We start from the raw sequence: 20,893 nt of genomic DNA, 5'->3' as shown, positions 1-20,893 counted from the left end.
TCCCGTCGCGTGTCGCACCGAGGAATTCCGTTCCAGGCACGACGAACACCCCCTGGTACGGCCGCGGAGTCAGAGCCCCGCGAGGACGGGCACGACCTCGTCCGACAGCCGGCGCGCGTAGCCCACCGGGTCTGGCGGCCGGACGCCGAGCACGACCATCGTGACACCGAGCTCCGACAGCGCCGCCATCTCACCGGCGAATGCCGGATCGAACGGGTCGCGCGCCGAGGCGATCACGGTCTTCTCGATCGCGTCGTAGTCGGTGCCGAGGCGATCGCAGTGCCCGCGCAGCACAGCGAGCAGGTGAGCGACCTCGTCGTGGTTCGAGGTCGTCAGGTTCACGATCTGCGCGTACTGAGCGGCAAGCCTGAGCGTCTTCTTCTCGCCCTTGCCTCCGATCATGATCGGAGGGTGCGGGCGTGAGACCGATTGCGGGGAGTTGAGGGTCTCACCCAGCCGGTAGTGGGTGCCGGTGAAGGCGCCGTTCTCGTCGCTCCACATCTGCTGGGCGATCTGCAGCGCCTCTTCGAGCCGCTCGAACCGCTCGGAGATCGCCGGGTACGGCACGCCGAGCGCGTGGTGCTCGCGCTCGTACCAGGCCGCTCCGATGCCGAGCATCGACCGGCCACCGCTCAGCACGTCGAGCGTCGTCGCGGTCTTGACCAGCAGTCCGGGGTGGCGGTAGGTCACGCCGACGACGAGGGGTCCGATGCGCATCGTCGAGGTCTGACCGGCCACGAAGCCCAGGGTCGTGTACGCCTCGAGCATGGGTTCGGATGCCGGAGCCGCCGCCTCCATCTGAAACCAGTGGTCCATCACCGTGAACTGCGCGAACCCGCCTTCCTCGGCGGTGCGCGCGGTCTCGGCGATGACAGAGGGGAGTGCGGCGGGAGCGCCGGGGACGGAGTAGTTCCAGAAGTGGAATCCTGTCTGCATACGGTCAGGCTATGCCCGCCGAAAACGCCCAGGGGCCGTCTTGCAGAATCAGGCGTGCAACCGGTCGGCGGGTGGGATGGTCGCCGCATCCTGCGGAGCGCGCCCCTGCACCCAACGCTGCAGCACCCCTTCGGGAACCTCTTCGCGAACGAGCGCGAACGCGTAGTGGTCGCGCCAGTCTCCGTTGATGTGGATGTACCTCTTGCGTAGGCCCTCGTAACGGAACCCGAGCTTCTCGACGACGCGCAGGCTCGCGACGTTCTCCGGCCGGATGCAGATCTCCATCCGGTGGATCCGGAGCTCTTCGAAGGCGATGTCCGTCGCCATCGCGACGGCTGTCGGTGTGATTCCCCGCCCCGCGAAGCGCTCGCCCACCCAGTAGCCGATGGTCGCCGAGGCCAGCGATCCGCGCGAGATGCCCCAGACGTTGAGCTGCCCGGTGACTTCGCCCTCGTACTCCATGACGAACGGCACGCCGGCGCCGTCACGGTACTGCTGAAGAAGCCGTCGCACACCGAGGCGCATGTCGAACGAGACGGGTCCGTCAGGACTCGTGGCCTCCCACGGGCGCAGCCAGGCGCGGTTGGAGATCAGCTCGTTCTGGAGCGCCCGCGCGTCGCGCGGTCGCACCAGGCGCAGGCCGATCGGTCCGTGGAGACGGGGCGCAGTGAGGTCCGTCGCACACCCCCTCGAACGGGCGGCGTCAGAGAGTCGCCGCGAATTCCTTGAACCAGGGACGCAGTTCAGGACCGAGATCTTCACGATCGGCCGCGAGCTGCACGATGGCCTTGATGTAGTCCAGCTTATCGCCGGTGTCGTACCTGCGACCCTTGAACACGACGCCGTACACGCCGGGGCCGTCCGGATCCTTCGCGAACTCCTGGAGCGCATCGGTGAGCTGGATCTCGCCGCCCTTGCCGGGCTCCGTGTGCTCGAGGATGTCGAAGATCGACGGGGGCAGCACGTAGCGGCCGATCACGGCGAGGTTGGACGGTGCGTCCTCCTTCTTCGGCTTCTCGACCATTCCGGTGACCTTCACGACCTCGGGGTTGTCGGTCGCCTCGGCGACGGCCACTCCGTAGAGGTGGATGCTGGAAGGCTCGACCTCCATCAGCGCGACGATCGCCGCGCCCGTGCGCTCGTGCTCGGCGAGCATCGTGGTCAGGAGGGCATCGCGCTCGTCGATGAGGTCATCGCCGAGCATCACGACGAAGGGGTGGTCGCCCACGTGCGCCTTCGCGCGGAGCACGGCGTGACCGAGACCCTTCGGCTCGCCCTGGCGGACGAAGTGGATGTCGGCCATGTCCGACGAGTGCTGCACCTTGGCGAGCTTCTCCTGATCGCCTTTGCGCAGGAGGTTGCTCTCGAGCTCGGGCACCGAGTCGAAGTGGTTCGACAGGTTGTTCTTGTTGCGGCCGATGATGATGAGCACGTCGGTGATTCCGGCCTGAACGGCCTCTTCGACGACGTACTGGATGGCCGGCTTGTCGACGACCGGGAGCATCTCCTTCGGCACGGACTTTGTGGCGGGGAGGAAGCGCGTGCCGAGTCCGGCAGCAGGAATGACGGCTTTGAAATGCAGGGGAGGCATGCGCTCACTCTATCGACGCGGTGTAAACGGGGCGTGACGTGCTGAATTCCGCGCGTGTCCGTGCACCGTACGCATCAGCCGCCGGTCTGGGCGACGCCTAGAATCGACGCATGCCCGACGCAATCGCCGACGCCAAGCGCGCACTGCGCGCCGAGCTGCGCGAGCGGCGTCAGATGCTTTCGCAGTCGGCCCTCGATGCGGCCGGGGCCGGAGTGCGCGCACAGCTCGACCATCTGGTCGATCGGCTCGGCGTCCGCTCGATGTCATGCTTCCTCTCGACCACCACGGAGCCGGGAACACGCGAGTTCGTCGAGGCCGCGGTGGGCCGCGGCATCCGTGTGCTCCTTCCGATCACGCGCGCCGACGGACTCCTGGACTGGAGCGTCGCCACCCCCGGCGGCGACATCGCGGAGGGCCTGTTCGGGCTGCCGGAACCCGTCGGCGAACTGCTCGGCCCGATCGCGGTGAACGACGTCGACCTCCTCGTCATCCCCGCCGCCGCCGTCGACCGCTCGGGGATGCGGCTCGGCTGGGGCCGCGGCTACTTCGACAAGACGATCGGCTCGATGGAGGGGTGCCCGCCCGTCTATGCGGTGATCTTCGACAGCGAGCTGGTCGACGAGGTCCCCCGCGAGATCCACGACCAGCCGGTCACCGGCGTCGTCACACCGACGCGCACCATCGACCTCGCGCCCGCAGGGCGCTGACCCGGAAGAACCCATGCCCACATATGCATACGCCTGCCGTGAATGCGGCCACCGATTCGACGCGGTGCAGTCCTTCGCCGACCCGACCCTCACGGAATGCCCCGTGTGCGGCGGCCCGCTCCGCAAGGAGTACGGCTCGATCGGGGTGACGTTCAACGGGTCGGGCTTCTATCGCACCGATTCCCGTGCCGCGGCGAAGGGCGGAGCGGATGCCGGTGCCTCCGGCTCGTCGAAGGGATCGGACTCGTCGAGCGGATCGTCCGACAAGGGCGGATCGACCTCGTCGAGTGGCGACTCGGGCTCATCGGGGGCATCATCGAAGACCGAGGCGAAGTCCTCGCCCGCTCCGTCGGGTTCGTGACCGGCCGCGGCCGGCGGCAGGTCAGGAGAGTCGAATGATCAAAGGCTTCAGGGAATTCATCACCCGCGGGAACGTCATCGACCTCGCGGTCGCGGTCGTCATCGGCGCAGCGTTCACGGCGATCGTCAACTCGATCGTCATGGGAATCATCAATCCGCTGATCGCGCTGGTCTTCCAGGCCGACAGCCTCGACACTCTCGGACCCACCGTCACGGGTCTGACGGGCAACGAGGTCTTCTTCCCGATCGGCGCGATCATCGGTGCCGTCATCAACTTCCTCGCCGTCGCGATCATCGTCTACTTCGTCTTCGTGTACCCCATGAACCGCTTCAAGGAGCGCGCCGCGGCCAAGGCCGGCGTCGCCGAGGAAGAGGCATCGGATCTGCCGACCGAGCAGGAGCTGCTCATCCAGATCCGCGACCTGCTGGCCCAGCAGCCGAAGGCGTAGCCGCGCGGCCGCGCTGCGGAGGTCGAGGAGGCGCGCCGGCGCCGTCTCGAGACCCGTTGAGACGACGTCGCCCGCAGGTCCGGCGAAAAGCTTGCTCCCTGGATCACGGCGGCAGTAGTCGCTGCTCGATCTCCGTCAGTAGTGCGGCGGCACGTCCTGCCGGAGTCGGTCGTCGTTCGGGCCTGCCGCCTGCGCGTCGGACGGGTCATCGGCGTCCGCGGCGGTCGGCTCATCCGTCGAGCCGGGCGCCGGTGTCAGTTGCGCGCGCCGCGAGCCGGACACCCGCACGATGCGCTGACGGTCATCAGAGGACATCGATCGGCTGGGTGTCGGTGTCGGATGTCGGTGTCTCGGGCTGAACTCCGAGCATCCCGGCGATCTTGACGGCGACAGCCGCGGGGTCGCTGTAGAGGTCGAACGCGTGCACGCGGACGTAGTGCCAGCCCAGCCGGCGGAGGATCTGGGGGCGCAGACGCAGCGACTCGCGCAGCGACTCGCCCACGGTCTCCGGGTCGCTCTCCGCGACCACCGCCTTGCCGCCGTACTGGGCGACGAGCGGCAGCAGGCCCCGGTAATCCACGTCGACCGCCACGCCCAACCTGCGCAGCTCACGCGCGAGGGCCAGCGTCAGCGGGTCGGCGAGGTCTTCCAGCCGGGCGTCGCGCGACCGAGCGGCAAGACCGCCCAGGATGTCCATGAGCGTCGCAGCGCCGTGTTCGAGGCGCCCGTCGTCGAAGGCGGAGGGACGGATGCTCGACACGATCACCATCGAACGCCGAGCGCGCGTCATCCCCACCGTCAGAAGTCGCTCGCCGTCGGGCGTCGAGAGGTCGCCGAAGTCGCTCAGCACGCGCCCGTGCTTGGTCAGACCGAATCCGAGGGCGAACACCACCCGGTCGCGACTCTCGGCCACCGACTCTTCGAGAGTCAGTACGGCGAAGGGCTCGGCGGTCTCGCGCGAGACGAAGTCGGCGACGTCGGAGCGACCCGCGAAGGCGGCCTCGACGGCCGCGCGTACGCGCTCGGCGTGCTTCGCACTGGCGGTGACGACCATGAGCGACTCTGTGCCGCGATTGACGGCGTGCTCGACGACGAGAGTGACCACGCGGGCGACCTCGGCGTCCGGGCTCTCGACGGCCCCGGTCACGGGGTCGGGCGCGCCCGTTCCCCCTTCGACGTAGTCGACGCTGAGGCTGCCACGACCGAGGTATGACCCGGCCCACGGCAGCGACACGATCTCGCCGCCGTAGAACGCGTCGTTCACGAGGGCAGCGAGGTCTTCGCCGCCGGCGCGATAGCTGCGGGTCAGGGTTTCGACCGGAAGGAGGTCGGCGAGGCGCTCGAACACCGATGTGGTGTCGAACGGCTCGTCCGTATCGTCCTCATCGCCCGGCACAGGCCGACCCGAGGCGACGCGGAACGGGGTGGGCCGCTGGGTGACCGGGTCACCGAAAACGATCACCTGGTCGGCGCGTCGCAGAGCGGGGGCGGCTTCTGCGAGGCACAGGGCCGCGGCATCCGCGATGATCACCACATCGAACCGTTGGTCGTCGGGCAGTTCAGGGACGTCGTAGGGCGACGAGAGCCAGACGGGCGCGAGCGTGCGCATCAGCGTGGGAGCCGCGGCGAACAGCGCCCGCGGAGTGGTCGCCGGGTCTTTCAGCGCGGTCTTCAGCGCGTCCGCCTCGCGCGCGTGGTCGACGATGCCGATTCGCCACTGCGTCGCGAGCTGGGCGGCGAGAAGCGGACCGGATGCTGCGGCATGCGCCTCATCGACGAGCCGGAAGTCGCGCTCCAGGCGCTCGACCACGCTCGTGTTCGCCCCGAGGAGGGCGCGGTCGTTGCGCATCACGTGCTCGAGGGCGGACTGCCACCACGCGAACTCGAGTTCGGCGCTGACCCGCTCCTCCGGCACGTGGCGCACCGACAGCTCGGTCAGGAGCGGTTCGAGGCCGAGTTCGTCGAGCTGGGTGCGGAGGGTGGCGCGCTCGACAAGATTGTCGAACACGTCCGACTCGGCGGCGAGCCCCGCGAGGGTGCGCACGAGCGTCTTGACGGGGAGTCCGACGAGGTTCTGGCCGGCCGGGCGGCGGAGGATGACGTCGAGATCGGCGAGTTCGGCATCCACACGCTGCCAGGCGACCTGCACGTCGGCGAGCCCGAAGGGCACTTCGGGCGCGACGCCCGAATCGACGAAACGCTGCCACTCGGTGCGCTGCTGCTGCACGCGCAGCAGCGCTTCGTACATGTCCGAGATGTGCACCCCGGGGCGCACGTATTCGCGTGCGAGGCGGCGCAGGCGGCGGCGGTTGGGCCCACTCAGGTTCGGCGCGTCACGTCGTGGCCCTGCCGCCTGGATCAGCTCGCCCAGAGGGCGCTCGAAGACCGTGGGGCTGAAGCGGTCGAGCGAGTCGCGGATGCCGCCGAGCAGGCGCAGGTAGACACCGAGCTCGGCGATCGTGCCGAACGGGCGCATCCGCGTCTGGGCGATGAGCTCGTAGCCGCGCTCCAGCAGTCCAGGCACGTCCTTGCGGTGGAGCGTGGCGGCCAGGCCGTGCGCGATGCGCGCAGCGCGGGTGGTGTCGAACGACACCCCGTACCAGGGCGAGTCGGCGGGGCCGAACCGGAACTCACCCAGACGCGCCGCGGCGACCAGCGTGCGCGCGGCGTCGTCGCGTGCCGGGGCGAGGCGCTCGAGCGTCTCGATGTCGAAGCGGGCCGTCGTCGACGGCGGAGGGTTCGTCGCGGCGAGACGGGTCAGGGTGCGGAGCATGTCGAGCGTCGAGACACCCAACCGAGGGTGCGGGGTCATCACGGCGCCGCGGTAGTCGCGCAGCACGCTGCGCAGGCGCACGAGCGCATCGTCGATGTCGGAGACCTTCGGAGGCGTGGCCTTCTCGTTGCGCCCGATCGCGCGGATCAGATCGCGCTGCACATGGCGGGGCGAGACAGCCATCCCGCCCAGTCCGATCCCGGCCAGGCGGTGGCGGACGCCCTCGATGGTCGAACGCCGCGCGCTGACCACGAGCACGCTCTTGCCCTCGCGCACGAGCGACCCCACGGCGTTGATGACGGTCTGGGTGCCTCCGGTGCCGGGCAGTGTGTGCACCGCGAGCGAGTGGCCGGCGGTGATGCGGGCGAGCACCGCCTCCTGCTCGGCATCGGCGTCCAGGAGCAGATTGTCGGATGCCGGAGACCGCTCGTCCGGGTTCTGCACCGCCGGCGCGGGCCGGCGTGCGACGAACGCCGCACGGTCGTCGTGGTGCCCCGCGAGCGCGTTGAGGATCGGGTGGTCGAGGTTGGCCGTGTCCCGTTCCATCGCAGACCCGACGTCGGCGAATGTCGAGATGACCAGGCGCGGGTGAACGGTGAACGTATCGATCGTCGCCGTCAGGGCGCGCAGGTGGTCGATGACCGGCTGAGGCTTGAAGACACCGCCGTCATAGGCGTGGGCGGCCAGGGCCGGGCCGTTGAGCACGATGCCGAAGTGCGTGCGCAGCGCGCGCACGAACTCGGGGTTGACGGTGAATGATCCGTGCAGCTTGAGCTCGAAGTCGGTGTGGTGGCGCCGGATGGCGAGCGGGCGCAGTAAGACGGGGGCCGTGTGGGCCACTCCCCCGATGCGCCACGAGGCGAGCCCTACCGCGAGACGGACGGCTTCGACCCCGCGGGCGGTGCGCAGCTCGACGTTCTTCGCCGTGATGCGCTCGGCGGCAAGCCGCGCGTTTCGCAGCGCGACCTCGTCGCGGAACAGGTTCGAGAGGAGGGTCGAGCGCCCCGTGATGAACTGCGGAAGGCTGCCGGGGTGGGCCTGGGTGATCTCGATCCCGGGATCCTGGCCGTCCACGCCCGCGTCGCGACCGCCGGCGAAATGCAGCAGGGTCGAGCGCCCGCCGAGTTCGGCGGCCTGCGCGCGGAGGCGCTGGCGTTCGGGGTCGGCGGCGTGCATGACCGTCACCCCCGGCTCCGATACGCCGAGATCACCGGGGTGCACGGATGCCACGGGCACAGCATCGTCTGTGCCTATCACGGCACTACCATCAGCTCGCCACACACGACACACCCTAAGCGCGCGCGGGACGGCGACCCGGCATCCCGGGCGGGTTTCGCCGTATTGCCCGGATGCCGCGGGTCGGCGACACGCCGTTTTGACCAGCGATTCCTCCCCAGCCGCATCCGGCCACCGACCATCCACTGATCGTCGGGCCGGCCCGATACCGGTCCGCGCACGGCGTCAAGATGGACGTATGACCGAAAGCCGCTTCCGCCTGATCCCCTCCCCCGTCGGCGATGTGCTGGTGGTGGCGGCTCTTGCGGATCCCGGTCTTTCCGATGCGGATGCGGGGATCATCACGGCGCACCCCCTCCACGCCTCCGTCGAGCGCGAGCTCGAACGGCTCGCTCACACGCTCGGCCGTACCCCCGTGGAAGATGACGACATCGCGCCGGAGGCGGCCGCTCAGCTCGACGAGTACTTCGCGGGGACGCGCACGAGGTTCGATCTCCGGCTGGACTGGAGATTCGTCCGCGGATTCACGCGGACGGCACTCGAGGCCGTGTGTGAAATCCCCTATGGCGAGACGGCCGGGTACGGCGAGGTCGCGATCGCGGCGGGCAGTCCGCGCGCGGCGCGCGCAGTGGGTACGGCGTGCGCGAACACCCCGTTCTCGATCGTCGTACCGGTGCACCGGGTGATCCGTGCGGACGGCTCTCTCGGCGAATACGGCGGCCGGCCGGACGTGAAGCGATTCCTGCTCGACCTCGAAACGGCCGGCGCACGACGGGGCGCCGGCGAGTAGGCCGCCGGCGCTTCGCCCATGGGCGCCCCGCGACGAACCACCCCTCGCGGGGCGCCCTTCCCGAGACATGGCGACGAACGGAAAAGGGAAACTCTCTCCATCGAATTGTGCGCACGGAATTCTGCTCCGAATTCGTCCACCGCCGATAAACTGCAATTCATGACTCGCAAAATCGTTCATCAGCTCATCGACGATCTCGACGGCACCGTCATCGAGGTCGGATCGGGCGAAACGGTCCTCTTCTCCCTCGACGGCGTCGCGTATGAGATCGACCTCACTCAAGAGAACGCCGAAGCTCTGCGCGCAGCGTGGCAGCCCTACATCTCGGCCGCGCGGTCCATCTCCAGCAGCCGGAGCACCTCGGGTGCGAACTCCGCAGCAAAGCGTCGCCGCACGGGCCAGAAAGACTTCTCGGCCGTTCGCGCGTGGGCCAAGGAGAACGGTCATACGGTCTCGGAACGAGGCCGGGTTCCGGCATCCGTCATGGACGCCTACGAAGCTGCTCACTGACCGTCGCGCCTCCTCGTCGGCACCGACGATGATGAACATATGAGTGCTGTCGTCGTCGCGCCCGAAGTCGCGAACGCCCTTTCCGATAATCGCCCGGTCGTCGCACTCGAATCGACGATCATCTCGCACGGTCTTCCGCGTCCGCGCAATTACGAGGCTGCGGTCGAATTCGAAGAGATGCTGCGCGCCGAAGGCGTGACGCCGGCGACGATCGCCGTGCTCGACGGCGTCGCGCGCATCGGCCTCGACGCCGACGGCGTGCGGCGCATCGCCGATGACGATCTGGCAAAGGCGAGCGTTCGCGATCTGCCGATCATCGCCGCCCGGGGCGGCCATGCCGCCACGACGGTCGCCGCGACCTCGCACCTGGCAGCTCTCGCCGGCATCCGGGTCTTCGCGACCGGCGGACTGGGCGGTGTGCACCGCGGCGCGAGCGACAGCTTCGATGAGTCCGCCGACCTGTCGATTCTCGCCGTCACCCCGATCACGGTCGTGAGCGCAGGCGTCAAATCGGTGCTCGACATCGCCGCGACGCTCGAGCGACTCGAATCGCTCAGCGTGCCGGTCGTCGGGTTCGGCACCACAGTGTTCCCGAGCTTCTGGCTCCGCGAGAGCGCCCACACCCTCGACTGGTCCGTCGACACCGCCGCCGAGGTCGCGGCCATCATGCGGGCTCAGGATGCTCTCGGTCGAGGTCAGGGAATCGTCGTCGCCAATCCCGTGCCCCTCGACCGGCAGTGGGATCCGCAGGAGCATGACCGCGTGCTCGCGCAAGCCCTCGCCGAGGCCGATGCCGCCGGCATCCACGGCAAGGCAGTCACGCCCTTCCTGCTGCTGCGGATCGTCGAGCTGTCGGACGGACGCAGCCTCGAGGTCAACCTCGACCTCGCCCTCAACAACGTGCGTGTCGCCGGGCAGATCGCAACCGCGTGGGCCGCGACGGCGTGAGCGCAGGAGCGGGCCGCAAGATCCTCGTCGTCGGCGACGTGATCGATGACATCGTCGTCATCCCCTCCGGCCCGATCCTGCCCGACACCGACACGCCCAGCACCATCCGTCGCGTCGCCGGCGGATCGGCCGCCAACACTGCGGCGTGGCTGGGTGCGATCGGTCGCACGGTGTCCTCCGTCGGACCCGTGTCTTTCGTCGGCGCGGTGGCCGCCTCCGACCTCGACCGTCACGCCGCGCTGCTCCCGGGCGTCCAGACCCGCCTCCAGCCCGTCGACGCGCCGACCGGCACGATCGTCGTGGTCGTCGACGGCGACCGGCGGTCGCTCCTCACCGACCGCGGCGCGAACACCCTGCTCGATCTCGACGCGATCGGCGACGACCTGCTCGGCGGCCACGTGCACCTCACGGGGCACACGATGGCCGCCTCCGACGGTGCGGCGTTCGAGCGGTTGATCCGACGCGCGAAGGGTGCCGGATCGACCGTCTCGGTCAACCCGGGTTCGGTCTCCTACATCGCCGCGCTCGGTGCGGCGAGATTCCTCGCCGTGATCGCCGGAGCAGACCTTCTCATCGCGACCCTCGCCGAAGGCCAGGCCCTCACCGGGCTCGTCGAGCCCGGTGAGGTGTGCGCTGCCCTCGACATCGCGACGGTCGTGCTCACGCTGGGTCGCGACGGGGCGATGGTGGACGGAGTGCGGGTGGCGGCAGCATCCGCCACCGTGGTCGACCCGACCGGAGCCGGAGACGCGTTCTGCGCCGGGTTCCTCGCGCGCTGGGCCGCGGGGTCCGACGACATCACCGCCGCCCGGTTCGGCGCCGAGATCGCCGCACGCTCGGTCGCGATCGTCGGCGGACGGCCGCTCTCACGGCGGCCGGGGGCACTCAGCGCTTGATGCCGAACAGGAAGTACGACGCGGGGCCGATCCAGTTCACCAAGAGCACGGGCACCCACGCGAGTTTGGGCCCTTTGACGTTCGCGGCGGGGCGATGCCAGAGGTCCCAGAACGCCAGGAATGCGAACGCCACCTGCACGATGCCCCCGACGACGATGCCGATGCGGCCCGGAGTGCTGACTTCTGAGAAGTTCCTGCGGCTCATTGCTCCATCATGCACCCGCCGCATCGGCGGGTGCATGATGATGCGCTTTCTCTCACCCGGACGGGTTGTCGACCGGCCGGTCGTTCTCGTCCGTCGTGTCGGGCACCGACTCGCTGAGGTGCGACTCGGTCTCATCGGCCTTCCCGTGCTCTTCGGCCGGGCCTGAAGCCGGCTTGTCGTTCTCGCGCGCTGACTGATCCATGTCGTCTCCTCCGCTCGAGCGAACCGAGCGCCTGCGCAGCCCATCGATCTCGCTGCTGCGACGGTAGACCCGCATCATCGCGATCGCCGGGTACTTGACATTCCGGATGCGGCTGTCCCGCGTCCGGCACGTTCTCCTACGGTAGGTCTGGTGGGGCATCGGCGTCGTCCGCGAGCCATGACCCGCCCGCCATGATCGTGCGACCCGGAGCCCACCATGACCGATGCGCTGTTCGACTACTTCTCCTGCAGCGAGCTGCCCACGCCCACTCTCCCGCTCGCCGAAGCGGAGCAGCTCGTGCGCTCGAGATTCGCTCTGAACGCGACGCTGCAGGCGCTGGGCAGCCAGCAGGACCAGAACTTCCTGGTGCGCCGCGTCGGTGATGCCGAGCCACTCGGTGTGCTGAAGATCAGCAACCCGGTCTTCAGCGAGCTCGAGATCGAGATGCAGGATGCCGCGGCCGAGACCGTTGCTCGCCGGCATCCGCCGCTGCGCATCCCGCGCATCGTCGAAGGCGCGTCCGGCGCGATGTCGGGGTGGTGGGAGACGACGCAGGGTCGCCTGCACGCGCGGATCATCTCATTCGTATCGGGCTCGACGCTCACGGGATCGGGATATCTGTCGCCTCGGATGGTCGAGCGGCTGGGCGAGCTGTCGGCCGCGGTGAGCATCGCGCTGGCGGAGGCCGAGCACCCCGCATCGGGTCGGGTGCTCCAGTGGGATCTGCGGCACGCCGAGCGGGTGATCTCCGATCTGCTGCAGACCGAACCGGACGAGGCGATCCGTGAGATCGTCTCCCGCGCGACCGCGCGGGCGGGCGCGGCGCTGGAGCCCGTAACCGAACAGCTGCCCCGCCAGCTCGGCCACTTCGACGTCACCGACGACAACGTGCTGCGGCCGAGCGGCCCGGCGACCCTCCCCGACGCGGTGATCGATTTCGGCGACGTGATCGATTCCTGGGCTGTCGGAGAGATCGCCGTGACGGTGTCGTCGGTGCTGCACCACGCGGATGCCTCGTACCTCACCACGCTGCCCGCGATCGCCGCCTTCCATGCCCGCCGCCCCCTGTCGGAGGCCGAAGTCACCGCCCTGTGGCCCCTCGTCGTGCTGCGGGGCGCGGTGCTCGTGCTGAGCGGGCGCCAGCAGGTGCGGCTCGACGACGACAACGATTACGCCAGCGGGGCCCTCGACCGCGAGTTCGAGATCCTGCGCCGAGCCATCGCGGCGCCGATCGAGGTGGTGACCGCGCAGATCCGGGCCGCGCTGGGTTTCGCCGCTGCCGGGCCGCCGGAGTGGGACGCCGCGCCCGTGCTCCCTTTCACCGATGGTGTGGTCGTGCTCGACGCGGCGACGCAGTCGCCCCTCGCCGACGAGGGCGCGTGGCTGGGCGACGACGCGGTCGAGCGCGCAGCGCAGCAGCTGCTCGACCGGGGCGCCCGCGCAGTCGTGCTGCCCGCTCTCCGGCCGGCGCTCCTGGGCGCACCCGCGCGCACTCCGAGCGAGCCGGCCACGATCCCCACCGCCGCGTCGGTGTGGTTCGCCGAGCCGACGACCCTGCGGCTGCCGGGTGTCACAACGAGCGGAGCCACCCTCGTCGCGAGGCATGCGGATGCCGTGCTGTCGGTCGATGCGCCCGCCCCCGAGATCCCCGCCCGGGTGCGGATCCGCGTGCTTCTGACCCGCGCCGGCGGACCACCCGTGCCCGACACCATCCGGGCGAGCGAACTCGCAGGCTGGGCACCGTTCATCGGGGATGCCACCTCGGCCCTCGGCATCCATTCCCCACTCGCGAACGGTGCGGACGACCGCCTGCTCGACCGCCGGGAAGCCGTCGTGGCGGGGGTGCAGGAGCACTACTACGCCTCTCCGCCGCGGATCGAGCGAGGCTGGCGCGAATACCTCGCCGATGTCGAGGGACGCGTGTACCTCGACATGGTGAACAACGTCGCGTCGGTCGGTCACGCGCACCCGCGCATCGCCGAGGCGCTCACGCGTCAGAGCCGCCTGCTGAACACGAACTCGCGCTTCCAGTACGCCGCGATCACGCGCTACGGCGAGCGTCTGGCCGAGACCCTTCCCGACGAACTCGACACCGTCTTCTTCGTCAACTCCGGCTCGGAGGCGGTCGATCTCGCCATCCGCCTCGCACTGGCCGCGACGGGCCGGCGCGACGTCGTCGCGATGGCCGAGGCCTACCACGGCTGGACGTATGCGAGCGATGCGGTCTCGACCTCGATCGCCGACAACCCCGACGCCCTCCAGACCCGCCCCGACTGGGTGCATACGGTCGAGGCGGCCAACGCATACCGAGGTCGCCATCGGGGGCCGGATGCTGCGGCCTACGCCCCCGAGGCCGCCGAGCGTCTGCGCGCGCTCGCCGCGGGCGGACACGCGCCGGCCGCCTTCCTCAGCGAGACGTTCTACGGCAACGCCGGCGGCGTGCAGCTGCCCGACGGCTACCTCCGCGAGGTCTACGCGACAGTGCGCGACCTCGGCGGTCTCGCGATCGCCGACGAGGTGCAGGTGGGGTTCGGCCGCCTGGGCTCGTGGTTCTGGGGCTTCCAGCAGCAGGGCGTCGTTCCCGACATCGTCGCCGTCGCGAAGTCGATCGGTGCCGGGTTCCCCCTGGGCGCGGTGATCACGCGCCGTGAGATCGCGGACCGCTATCGCACGCAGGGCTACTTCTTCTCCTCCACGGGCGGTTCACCGCTCTCGTCGGTGGTCGGCCTCACCGTGCTCGACGTCATCCAGGAGGAGGGGCTGCAGGAGAACGCGCGCGTCGTCGGTGCGCACCTGAAGCGCCGGCTCGAGGCTCTCGTCAGCAGGCATCCGCTCGTCGGAACAGTGCACGGGCAGGGACTCTACCTCGGGCTGGAATTCGTGCGCGACAGTACGACACTCGAGCCGGCCCGCGAAGAGACCGCTGCCATCTGCGACCGCCTGCTCGAGCTCGGCGTGATCATGCAGCCCACCGGCGACCACCAGAACGTGCTCAAGATCAAACCCCCGCTGTGCCTGTCGCAGGATTCGGCCGACTACTTCGTCGACATGCTGGAGCGGGTGCTCGAGACCGGCTGGTGAGCCGCACCCGCGCCGCACCCCGCGCCGCGCCCCGCCCCGCATTCCGCGAGACCGGATAGGCGCCACGAGACACCGACGAACGCACCCCGTCTCGTTGCGTCTATCCGGTCTCGCGGAAGTGTGAAGCGAGCGGACGTATGGTCGAAGGATGACGGAATACCTTGCGATCATCGGCGGCCATGTCGTTCCCGTGCTCGGCGACCCGATCCCGAACGGAACGGTTGTCGTCGCCGACGGGGTGATCTCGGCCGTCGGCGACGCGAGCACCCCCATCCCTGAGGGCGCCCGCATCGTCGAGGTCTCCGGGAGCTGGGTGCTCCCGGGCTTCGTCGAGGCGCACGGGCATCTCGGCGTCCACGAGGACGGCGAGGGCTGGTCGGGCAACGACACGAACGAGATGACCGACCCGAACGGAGCGCGGTTCCGCGCCCTCGACGGGATCGACATCGAAGAGGTCGGCTTCCGAGACGCCCTCCGCGGCGGCGTCACGACCGCGGTCATCAAGCCCGGCTCCGGCAATCCGATCGGCGGCCGCACCGTCGCGATCAAGACCTGGGGCGGGCGCACGGTGGACGAGCAGGTGCTCGCGCTCGACGTGTCGGTCAAATCGGCGCTGGGCGAGAACCCCAAGCGCGTCTATGGCGACAAGAAGCAGACGCCGTCCACGCGACTGGGCGTCGCGGCCGTGCTGCGCGAGGCCTTCGTGAACGCGCGCAATTACGCCGAGAAACGGTCGGCCGCGGCCGCGAAGGGCGAGCCATTCGAGCGCAACCTCACGAACGAGACGCTCGCCTCTGTGCTGGACGGAGACCTCGTCTGGGACCAGCACTGCCACCGCCACGACGACATCGCGACCGCGATCCGGATCGCCGAGGAGTTCGGCTACACCTTCGTCGTCAATCACGGCACCGAGGGCCACAAGATCGCGGACGTCCTGGCCGAGAAGGGCATCCCGGTGATCTTCGGGCCGCTCCTCACCTCGCGCTCCAAGGTCGAGCTGCGCGATCGCGCCATCGGCAACCTCGCGCTCATCGCCGCGGCAGGGGTGAAGGTCGCCATCACGACCGACCATCCCGTCGTCCCGATCGACCAGTTGCGACTGCAGGCGATCCTCGCCGTGCGCGAGGGCCTGCCCGCGCGAACGGCTCTCGAAGCATTGACGGTGAACCCGGCATCCATCCTCCGCCTCGACGCGCGCGTCGGAGCGCTCGAGAAGGGCCGGGATGCCGACATCGTCGTCTGGTCGGGAGACCCCCTCGCCCTCGACTCGCGCGTCGAGCAGGTCTTCATCAACGGCCGTGCGGTCGTCGAGCCCTCCCCCGACGCGGATTCGCAGCCTCGTGTCGTCGAGCGCTGGTCCCGGTTCGGCCGCACCTCCTGGATGGGCTGAGTTCCCGCGAGACCGGATAGGCGCCACGAGACACCGACGAACGCACCCGGTCTCGTTGCGCCTATCCGGTCTCGCGGAAAAGGGAGGGGCCGCACGGGCCTCGCCCGAGCCCACCAGCTCAGGCGAGGCCCACCCACACCTGCCGCCGCTCAGCGGAGCGGCGGCAGCACCTCACCCTGCAGGGCGAGGAACTCGTCGAGCATCGCGACCGCGCGGTTGTGCGAATCGACGACGGGATCGAGCAGGATCGCCTGCAGGAGCTTCGCCTTCGACTGCTCGACGTACGCCTCGACGAGAAGCTTGTGGATCGCTCCCTGCAGCTGCACCATCGCGAGGATCCCCGTCGGGAGCGCCTCCATCTGCATCGGCACGAGCTCGCCGTTCTCGACCCGCGCCGGCACCTCCACGACCATGTCGTCGGGCAGCCCCGGAATGGCGCCGCGGTTGGGAAGGTTCACGGCGGGAAGGTCGCGCTCGACCCCGCAGGCGACCCATTCGATGATCGGGATCGCCAGCTCCTCCGATGCCTCCAGCGGAAGGGCCTCGAGCGACGTCTCGAGGGTCAGCGCCGGGTTCGGGGCGCGGAACGGCCGCTCGGTGTCGGCGAAACGGATCTCGTAGTACCACTCCGGGATCTCGGCCCCCGGGCGCCACGGCGAGCCATCGGCGGGGTCATGGAAGTACTGCAGCTGGGTGGGCACGTAGTCCTGGGCCCACGAGAGGTACTCGCCGATGTGATTGGCGCTCGGCGAAGGCCACAGCCCGAAGCGGCGGAAGAGGATGCGGGAGAGCCCGATCTCGTGCCAGTCCGATACCCAGTTCGCCTCGTGCTCGAGTTCACGCAGGCGCGGGTAGAGGTCTTCGCCCGTCTCCCGATCGCGTACCGCCTGGAACCAGGTGAAGTGGTTGATGCCTGCCGCGGGCAGCTCCAACCGCTCGCTGGGGATGTCGAGGAAGGCCGAGATCTGCCGCACGCCGTAGAAGTACCCGTGGCAGAGACCGACGACCTTGACCGAGGTGAGCCGTGAGATCGCTTCGCAGACCTTGTGCTCGGGATTCGAGAAGTTGAGGAAGAGCGCGTCCGGGGCGAGTCGCTCGATCGCGCGGGCGATCTCGAGCAGCGGTCCGAACTGGCGGAGGGCATGGAAGAGCCCGCCCGGCCCCCCGTTCTCGCCATAGACCTGTTGAAAGCCGTATGTGCGGGGCACCGCGAAGTCCTGCGACCAGTACCGATAGCGGTCGACCTCGATCGCCGTTATGACGAACGAGGCGCCGCGCACGGCGTCGTCGAGCTCGGTCGTCGCCGAGATCGTCGCGGAGTGGCCCAGGCGCCCGGCGACGCTCTGCGTGTATTCGAGCATCTCGCTCAGCGGAGCCGCGGCGATGTCCATGAGCACGATCTCGAGCTGCTTCTCGGCGATCGGTCCGCTCAGGAGCAGGTCACGGACCATCTTTCCGGCGAACTCACGACTGCCTGCTCCGATGAGGGTGACTTTCACGAGGGGGACTCTCCGATCTGGTGGTGCATGGTTGAGGGGTCGAGGCGCAGCATCCGTCGAGCGAGTGCGATCGCGCCTTCGACGGGTGGGCGGTCGAGGATCTTGAGGTCGAGCCCTGGCCTGACGTGCTCGAGCGCCGCGCGCAGAGCATCCTGAAGCCGCGGCTGCCGCTCGATCACCGAGCCGCCGGCGACGACGACCTCGCCTGAGACGCCGCGACGCAGCAGCCGGTCGACGAGGAGCCCGAGGTGTTCCGCTCCGTCGGCGATGACCCGTGCGGCGAGCGCCGAACCCTCGTCGGCTGCGGCGAACACCTCGGGCGCGTACGTGCCCCATTCCTCGGCGGATGCTGCCTGGCTGACCGCGAGCGCGAGTTCGGCGCCGTCGCGGGCCGAGAACGCCGCGAAGAGCCGGTGTCCGAGCGCGTCGAGGGGCTCGCCGTCGTCGATCTGCGCGAGCACGGCTCTGGTGGCTTCCCGCACGAGGCCGGAGGCGCTCCCTTCGTCACCGAGCAGCCACCCCCAGCCGCCGGCCGTGACGAGTTCACCGGCCCCGTCGCGGGCCGTCGCGATCGAGCCCGTGCCCACGACGAGTCCGATCGCGCCGATCTCCCGCATCGCGGGGGCGATGAGCTCGGAGTCGTTGACCACCATGACCGGGCCCGGCACATGCTGTGCCAGCGCGCGTTCGAGCTCGTGGCACTGGGCCGTGTTCTCGCATCCGTGCGTTCCGACGACGATCGCCGAGCGCAGGAGGTCGGGCGAGAAGTGCTCGGCGAGCAGCCCGGCGAGCCCCGCGGCATCGCCGGCGAAGTCGCCGAGCGGCCCGCGCCAGGATGATGAGGGCACGGCGAACTCGCGCACCACCGCTGTAGCGTCATCTGCCGACGCGAGCGCGACATGGGTCTTCGTACCGCCGATGTCGATCCCGATGACGTGGCTCATCCCGCGTGTCCCTGCACGAATCGCGAGCTGCTGCTGCCCCTCAGCGCGGCATCCGCAACCAGAGGGGGGATGCTGGGGTCATCCGGTAGGTCGATCTCGGCGTGCAGGCGGATGTCGCGCGAAGACGCGCCGATGTCGATGTGGAACGCTCCGCCCTCTCGACGCCAGAGCCCACGGCCGCCTTCGCGCTCGGGCGCGGAGTCCCAGTAGGCGAAGTCGCGGCTCTCGAGCTCGAACTCGACCGCGGTCGACTCCCCCGGCGCGAGCCTGACCTTCTCGAATCCGCGCAGCTCTCTGAGGGGTCGATGCACCTCGGCGTCGGGGTCCCCCACATAGAGCTGCACGACGTCGGCTCCGGCTCGCGTGCCGTCGTTCGTGACGGTGCACGTGACGCGCACTCGCGCCGCAGCGGCGTCGATCACCTCCACCGCGAGGTCGGAGTATGCGAACGTCGTGTACGACAGACCGTGGCCGAACGGGTATCGCACGCTCCGGCGGAGCGCGTCGTACCAGCGATAGCCGATGAAGACGCCCTCGCCGTAGAGCACGGTGCCACGCTCCCCGATCCAGTTCGGCTGGCCAGGCGTGTCTTCGACCGCGAGCGGGAACGTCTCGGCGATCTTGCCCGAAGGGTTCACGCGGCCGAAGAGCGCGTCGGCGATCGCGCTTCCGACCGCCTGTCCGCCGAGCCATGCCTCGAGCACCGCGTCGACGCGGTCGTGCCACGGGTCCATCGTGACCGCGGCGCCGTTCGAGAGCACCACGACCAGCCGGGCGCCCGTCCGATTCTTCAGATCGGCGAGGCGGGAGATCAGCTCGACCTGGTCGCGGGGCAGCGCGAGGGTGTCGCGATCGTTCGCCTCCTGCTCGAAGGCAAGCGGCAGCCCGGCGAAGACGACGATCGTCGCGGCGCCCTCGGCCAGCGCGACAGCCTCGTCCTGCAGGCGAAGAGCCTCCGGAGACAGCCCGCTCCTGGTCGCCCGTTGCACGGCTTCGGCGAGCTGCAGCTCCTTCGCGAGGGTGGCCGACCGGCGCGCCACCATCGGGCGCTCGTGGACGAAGGCGACGCCGTGCGCGTCGAGCGTGGCGAGATTGTCGTCCTGGTAGGCGTTCTTCGGCCGGTATACGTACCCGGGCGCGTATGCGACGCGGTCGGCGGCGATCGCCCGGATGGCATCGATCGGCGAGTCGACGCGTGTGGGGTCGACGCCCGACGAACCGCCGCCCTGAATGCGGGCGTGCTCGGCGAACGCGCCGATGACGGCGATCGTCTTCCCTTCCGTCTCGAGCGGCAGCGCCCGTTCGCCGCCGGGCAGCGCCTCGTTGCGCAGTAGCGTCAGGCAGGCGGCGGCCGCCTCGCGCGCCAGCGCGTGGTGCTCGTCGGCGTGCAGAAGGGCGAGCTGCGCCTCGGTCAGGCGCTCCCCCGCGGCATGCCCGAGATCCATGACGGCGCCGTGCACAGCATCCGCCCCCGGGTATGCGCGCGTGACCAGCGTCAGCACCCTGCGCGCGGCGTCGTCGACGAGCGATTCGTCGAGATCCCCCGCGCGGACGGCGGCGACGATCTCATCATCGGTGCGCCCTCCGGTGCCGGGCATCTCGAGGTCGAGTCCGGCCCGGAGCGCGGCGACCCTGTCGTGCACCGCGTTCCAGTCCGATACGACGACGCCGTCGTATCCCCACTCGTCGCGGAGCACCTCGGTGAGCAGCCACCGGTTCTCCGACGCGTGCACGCCGAGCAGGCGGTTGTACGAGCACATGACGCTCCACGGATCGGCGAGGCGGATCACCCGCTCGAACGCGGCGAGATACGTCTCACGGAGAGTCCGTTCGTCGGCGATGACCGAGATGCGCGTGCGTTCGATCTCTTGATTGTTCGCGGCGAAGTGCTTGAGCGACGTCCCGACCCCGACCGACTGGGTGCCCTGCACGTAGGCGGCCCCCATTTCGCCCGAGTGCATCGGATCTTCGGAGAAGTACTCGAAGTTGCGACCGCCCAGCGGCGAGCGCTTCATGTTCACACCCGGCCCGAGCACCACCTGCACGCCCTCGGCGCGGGCCTCTTCCCCGATCGCCGCGCCGACCCGGCGCATCAGGTCGCGATCCCAGCTGGCACCCATGGCGGATGCTGTGGGGAACCCCGTCGCGGGCACCCACACCATGTCGACCCCGGTCTCTTTCCGGAGGCCGTGCGGGCCGTCTCCGACCTCGATCGACGGCACGGGCGCGGGGAGTCCGGGCCGGTCGATCGGTTGGGTGAACCAGTCGTCGAGGCCCGAGAGGAGCGAGGCCTTCTCTTCGAGGGTGAGCGCCGAGAGCACAGCGTCGACGTCGCAGGGCGCAGCGTGGACGTCAGAAGGTGGTGTCATCATTCGG

Annotated in this window: 19 protein-coding genes; 9 read left to right on the top strand and 10 right to left on the bottom strand. The window is 69.6% G+C overall.

Going from position 1 to position 20,893, the window contains the following annotated elements:
• Positions 1–69 precede the first annotated feature (69 nt).
• The 3 genes from F6B43_RS17500 to galU form a co-directional block, all read right to left on the bottom strand.
• Positions 70–936: an LLM class F420-dependent oxidoreductase gene (locus F6B43_RS17500; RefSeq protein ID WP_150450301.1), complete on the bottom strand. Its 867-nt coding sequence runs from the start codon at positions 934–936 to the stop codon at positions 70–72.
• 48 nt (positions 937–984) lie between these two features.
• The gene (locus F6B43_RS17495) at positions 985–1,566 is read right to left on the bottom strand and encodes a GNAT family N-acetyltransferase (RefSeq protein WP_211368196.1); all 582 of its coding nucleotides are present in this window, start codon (positions 1,564–1,566) and stop codon (positions 985–987) included.
• 73 nt (positions 1,567–1,639) lie between these two features.
• Positions 1,640–2,527 carry a UTP--glucose-1-phosphate uridylyltransferase GalU gene (galU, locus tag F6B43_RS17490; RefSeq protein WP_150450300.1) on the bottom strand — a complete coding sequence of 296 codons (888 nt, stop codon included), beginning with the start codon at positions 2,525–2,527 and terminating at the stop codon, positions 1,640–1,642.
• Positions 2,528–2,637: 110 nt separating this feature from the next.
• Between galU and F6B43_RS17485 the strand changes: the two genes are divergently transcribed.
• The 3 genes from F6B43_RS17485 to mscL are packed head-to-tail and all read left to right on the top strand — an operon-like array spanning position 2,638 to position 4,043.
• Positions 2,638–3,234: a 5-formyltetrahydrofolate cyclo-ligase gene (locus tag F6B43_RS17485; RefSeq protein ID WP_150450299.1), complete on the top strand. Its 597-nt coding sequence runs from the start codon at positions 2,638–2,640 to the stop codon at positions 3,232–3,234.
• Between the two features lie 13 nt (positions 3,235–3,247).
• Complete coding sequence (locus tag F6B43_RS17480) at positions 3,248–3,595, top strand: FmdB family zinc ribbon protein (RefSeq protein ID WP_150450298.1); 348 nt, start codon at positions 3,248–3,250, stop codon at positions 3,593–3,595.
• 34 nt (positions 3,596–3,629) lie between these two features.
• Positions 3,630–4,043: a large conductance mechanosensitive channel protein MscL gene (mscL, locus tag F6B43_RS17475; protein WP_150450297.1), complete on the top strand. Its 414-nt coding sequence runs from the start codon at positions 3,630–3,632 to the stop codon at positions 4,041–4,043.
• 135 nt (positions 4,044–4,178) lie between these two features.
• On the opposite strand, the gene F6B43_RS17470 is transcribed toward mscL, so the two are convergent.
• A complete protein-coding gene (locus F6B43_RS17470) occupies positions 4,179–4,358 on the bottom strand; it encodes a hypothetical protein (RefSeq protein WP_150450296.1) in 180 nt (59 codons plus the stop codon).
• On the bottom strand, positions 4,348–8,106 hold the full coding sequence (locus tag F6B43_RS17465; RefSeq protein WP_150450295.1) for an AAA family ATPase: 3,759 nt from the start codon (positions 8,104–8,106) through the stop codon (positions 4,348–4,350). The genes F6B43_RS17470 and F6B43_RS17465 overlap by 11 nt, the downstream gene beginning before the upstream one ends.
• Before the next feature lie 184 nt (positions 8,107–8,290).
• Here F6B43_RS17465 and F6B43_RS17460 point away from each other — a divergent pair, with 184 nt between their 5' ends.
• From F6B43_RS17460 to F6B43_RS17445, 4 genes are all read left to right on the top strand, one after another.
• The gene (locus F6B43_RS17460; protein ID WP_150450294.1) at positions 8,291–8,842 is read left to right on the top strand and encodes a methylated-DNA--[protein]-cysteine S-methyltransferase; all 552 of its coding nucleotides are present in this window, start codon (positions 8,291–8,293) and stop codon (positions 8,840–8,842) included.
• A gap of 159 nt (positions 8,843–9,001) precedes the next feature.
• Positions 9,002–9,352, top strand: coding sequence for a histone-like nucleoid-structuring protein Lsr2 (locus F6B43_RS17455; protein ID WP_150450293.1), 351 nt, complete (start codon positions 9,002–9,004; stop codon positions 9,350–9,352).
• Positions 9,353–9,391: 39 nt separating this feature from the next.
• A complete protein-coding gene (locus F6B43_RS17450) occupies positions 9,392–10,300 on the top strand; it encodes a pseudouridine-5'-phosphate glycosidase (RefSeq protein ID WP_150450292.1) in 909 nt (302 codons plus the stop codon).
• On the top strand, positions 10,297–11,196 hold the full coding sequence (locus F6B43_RS17445) for a carbohydrate kinase family protein (protein ID WP_211368195.1): 900 nt from the start codon (positions 10,297–10,299) through the stop codon (positions 11,194–11,196). The genes F6B43_RS17450 and F6B43_RS17445 overlap by 4 nt, the downstream gene beginning before the upstream one ends.
• Here the strand turns inward: F6B43_RS17445 and F6B43_RS17440 are convergent.
• Entirely contained in the window at positions 11,186–11,401 is a 216-nt protein-coding gene (locus F6B43_RS17440) for a PLDc N-terminal domain-containing protein (RefSeq protein WP_150450290.1), read from the bottom strand. The two genes, F6B43_RS17445 and F6B43_RS17440, sit on opposite strands and share 11 nt — an antisense overlap.
• A 52-nt stretch (positions 11,402–11,453) precedes the next feature.
• Positions 11,454–11,603 (bottom strand): hypothetical protein, encoded by a 150-nt coding sequence (locus F6B43_RS19675; RefSeq protein WP_170285734.1) that lies wholly within the window; start codon positions 11,601–11,603, stop codon positions 11,454–11,456.
• Between the two features lie 216 nt (positions 11,604–11,819).
• On the opposite strand from F6B43_RS19675, the gene F6B43_RS17435 reads away from it, so the two are divergent.
• Positions 11,820–14,684 carry an aminotransferase gene (locus F6B43_RS17435; protein ID WP_150450289.1) on the top strand — a complete coding sequence of 955 codons (2,865 nt, stop codon included), beginning with the start codon at positions 11,820–11,822 and terminating at the stop codon, positions 14,682–14,684.
• Between the two features lie 148 nt (positions 14,685–14,832).
• Positions 14,833–16,074 (top strand): amidohydrolase, encoded by a 1,242-nt coding sequence (locus F6B43_RS17430; RefSeq protein ID WP_150450288.1) that lies wholly within the window; start codon positions 14,833–14,835, stop codon positions 16,072–16,074.
• Between the two features lie 149 nt (positions 16,075–16,223).
• On the opposite strand, the gene F6B43_RS17425 is transcribed toward F6B43_RS17430, so the two are convergent.
• Genes F6B43_RS17425 through F6B43_RS17415 form a run of 3 tightly spaced genes read right to left on the bottom strand, consistent with a single transcriptional unit; the run spans position 16,224 to position 20,886 of the window.
• Positions 16,224–17,573, bottom strand: coding sequence for a family 4 glycosyl hydrolase (locus F6B43_RS17425; RefSeq protein ID WP_150450287.1), 1,350 nt, complete (start codon positions 17,571–17,573; stop codon positions 16,224–16,226).
• Positions 17,570–18,517: an N-acetylglucosamine kinase gene (locus tag F6B43_RS17420; RefSeq protein WP_150450286.1), complete on the bottom strand. Its 948-nt coding sequence runs from the start codon at positions 18,515–18,517 to the stop codon at positions 17,570–17,572. The genes F6B43_RS17425 and F6B43_RS17420 overlap by 4 nt, the downstream gene beginning before the upstream one ends.
• Complete coding sequence (locus F6B43_RS17415; protein WP_246160035.1) at positions 18,514–20,886, bottom strand: beta-glucosidase family protein; 2,373 nt, start codon at positions 20,884–20,886, stop codon at positions 18,514–18,516. Before F6B43_RS17415 ends, F6B43_RS17420 begins: the two co-directional genes overlap by 4 nt.
• Positions 20,887–20,893 lie beyond the last annotated feature (7 nt).

Source organism: Microbacterium rhizomatis, from assembly GCF_008710745.1.
In the GTDB taxonomy this organism is placed as follows: domain Bacteria; phylum Actinomycetota; class Actinomycetes; order Actinomycetales; family Microbacteriaceae; genus Microbacterium; species Microbacterium rhizomatis.
This window is presented reverse-complemented; position numbering and strand designations above follow the sequence as displayed.

Bases quoted from the DNA above. Each gene is read 5' to 3' on its own strand.
- F6B43_RS17485 (WP_150450299.1), top strand. From the start codon at position 2,638: ATGCCCGACGCAATCGCCGACGCCAAGCGCGCACTGCGCGCCGAGCTG.
- F6B43_RS17430 (WP_150450288.1), top strand. From the start codon at position 14,833: ATGACGGAATACCTTGCGATCATCGGCGGCCATGTCGTTCCCGTGCTC.
- mscL (WP_150450297.1), top strand. From the start codon at position 3,630: ATGATCAAAGGCTTCAGGGAATTCATCACCCGCGGGAACGTCATCGAC.
- F6B43_RS17455 (WP_150450293.1), top strand. From the start codon at position 9,002: ATGACTCGCAAAATCGTTCATCAGCTCATCGACGATCTCGACGGCACC.
- F6B43_RS17470 (WP_150450296.1), bottom strand. From the start codon at position 4,358: ATGTCCTCTGATGACCGTCAGCGCATCGTGCGGGTGTCCGGCTCGCGG.
- F6B43_RS17415 (WP_246160035.1), bottom strand. From the start codon at position 20,886: ATGACACCACCTTCTGACGTCCACGCTGCGCCCTGCGACGTCGACGCT.
- F6B43_RS17420 (WP_150450286.1), bottom strand. From the start codon at position 18,517: ATGAGCCACGTCATCGGGATCGACATCGGCGGTACGAAGACCCATGTC.
- F6B43_RS17435 (WP_150450289.1), top strand. From the start codon at position 11,820: ATGACCGATGCGCTGTTCGACTACTTCTCCTGCAGCGAGCTGCCCACG.
- F6B43_RS17500 (WP_150450301.1), bottom strand. From the start codon at position 936: ATGCAGACAGGATTCCACTTCTGGAACTACTCCGTCCCCGGCGCTCCC.
- galU (WP_150450300.1), bottom strand. From the start codon at position 2,527: ATGCCTCCCCTGCATTTCAAAGCCGTCATTCCTGCTGCCGGACTCGGC.
- F6B43_RS17480 (WP_150450298.1), top strand. From the start codon at position 3,248: ATGCCCACATATGCATACGCCTGCCGTGAATGCGGCCACCGATTCGAC.
- F6B43_RS17450 (WP_150450292.1), top strand. From the start codon at position 9,392: ATGAGTGCTGTCGTCGTCGCGCCCGAAGTCGCGAACGCCCTTTCCGAT.
- F6B43_RS19675 (WP_170285734.1), bottom strand. From the start codon at position 11,603: ATGGATCAGTCAGCGCGCGAGAACGACAAGCCGGCTTCAGGCCCGGCC.
- F6B43_RS17440 (WP_150450290.1), bottom strand. From the start codon at position 11,401: ATGAGCCGCAGGAACTTCTCAGAAGTCAGCACTCCGGGCCGCATCGGC.
- F6B43_RS17460 (WP_150450294.1), top strand. From the start codon at position 8,291: ATGACCGAAAGCCGCTTCCGCCTGATCCCCTCCCCCGTCGGCGATGTG.